Origin of the sequence: Acinetobacter sp. GFQ9D191M (assembly GCF_011174875.1) — a bacterium.
Lineage (GTDB): Bacteria > Pseudomonadota > Gammaproteobacteria > Pseudomonadales > Moraxellaceae > Acinetobacter.
Map to the genome: position 1 here is coordinate 1 of NZ_JAALGV010000140.1, position 1,545 is coordinate 1,545.

At 43.0% G+C, this 1,545-nt stretch carries 1 protein-coding gene; it reads left to right on the forward strand.

What is annotated here, in order from left to right; translation table 11 throughout:
• The coding region (locus G5T77_RS16380) for an HsdR family type I site-specific deoxyribonuclease (protein ID WP_166139590.1) at positions 1–1,545 on the forward strand (1,545 nt) is incomplete at both ends.

Consider the following 1,545-nt stretch of genomic DNA (forward strand, 5'->3'; position numbering starts at 1 on the left):
AATCTGCGTGATCTATTTCCAGTCAAATTTGATGATGGAACCAGTAAACACCTTTTTTTCCTGTCTGATGATCCTAGCAAAAATATTTATCAAGTCACCAATCAAATCACCATCGACCACCGCGACTATAATGGCAGAACCAGCCGTTTTGATGTGACCTTACTGGTCAATGGTTTGCCTTTGGTACAGATTGAGCTGAAAAAGCGCGGTATGGAAATCGCCGAAGCCTTTAATCAAACGCAACGCTATATTCGTGAAGCCTATTGGGCAGGGCAAGGGCTGTTTGGTTTTATTCAGCTGTTTGTCATTAGTAATGGTGCCAATACCCGTTATTACTCCAACGGCACCACAGGCATCGAGTTTGCCTTTCCCTGGGCGGATGTCCATAACAAACACATCAATGAAATTGTCGACTTTGCCGACGCATTTTTCAATCAACAGCATCTAACCCAAATGCTGACCCAGTACATGGTGCTGCTAGAAACCACCAAAAGCCTGATGGTGCTGCGTCCCTATCAGATTTATGCAGTACAGAAAATTGTGGAGCATGTACAAAACTCCGATCAGAACGGCTATATCTGGCACACTACAGGTTCAGGTAAAACCCTGACTTCATTTAAAGCCAGTCAGATCATCATGCAAATGCCCGATGTAGAAAAGGTCTTGTTTGTGGTGGATCGTAACGACCTCGACACACAAACCTCACGTGAGTTTAATGCTTTTAAAGCAGACAGTGTGGACAGCACCGATAACACATCGACCTTGGTGAAACAGCTGGATCAACGTCATGACAAACTGATTGTGACCACCATCCAAAAGCTCAATCGGGCCATCAGCACCGAACGTTATTTAGAATCGATTGATTATCTTAAAAATAAAAAAGTGGTCTTTATTTTTGATGAATGTCATCGCAGTCAATTTGGTGAGACTCATCAGAACATCAAAAAATTCTTCAGCAATGCACAGATGTTTGGTTTTACCGGTACGCCTATTTTTGAAAAGAACAGCCAAAGCAAAGCAGGTTTAAAACTCACCACAGACTACCTGTTTAATGCGTGTTTGCATAAATACGTGATTGTAGATGCGATCCGTGATCGTAACGTCTTGCAGTTCCAGATTGATTATCGTGGCAAATACACCGCCAAAGGCATGGCGACGAATGAAAGTTATGAGGAAGATGTAGAAGGCATCGATACCAAAGAACTGTATGACAATCCGCAACGCCTTGAAATGATTGCCCGCTACATTGTCAATATCCACGATACCAAAACCCGTAATCGTGAATTTACCGCGATGTTCTGTGTTAGTTCGGTCGAAACACTGACCCAATATTACGACCTCTTTGAAAAGGTGCAGGCTGAAAAGCAAGTTGAAGATGAAGCACAAGGTCGGATATTTAAACCGTTGACCATTGCCACTATCTTTTCCTATGCTGCAAATGAGGCTGTACCGACTGATGACTTAACTGGCTTGATTCATGAAGAAGCCGCAGATATTCCAACTCAAGTCAATTCATCCAGTCGGGATAAGCTGGATCGCTACATT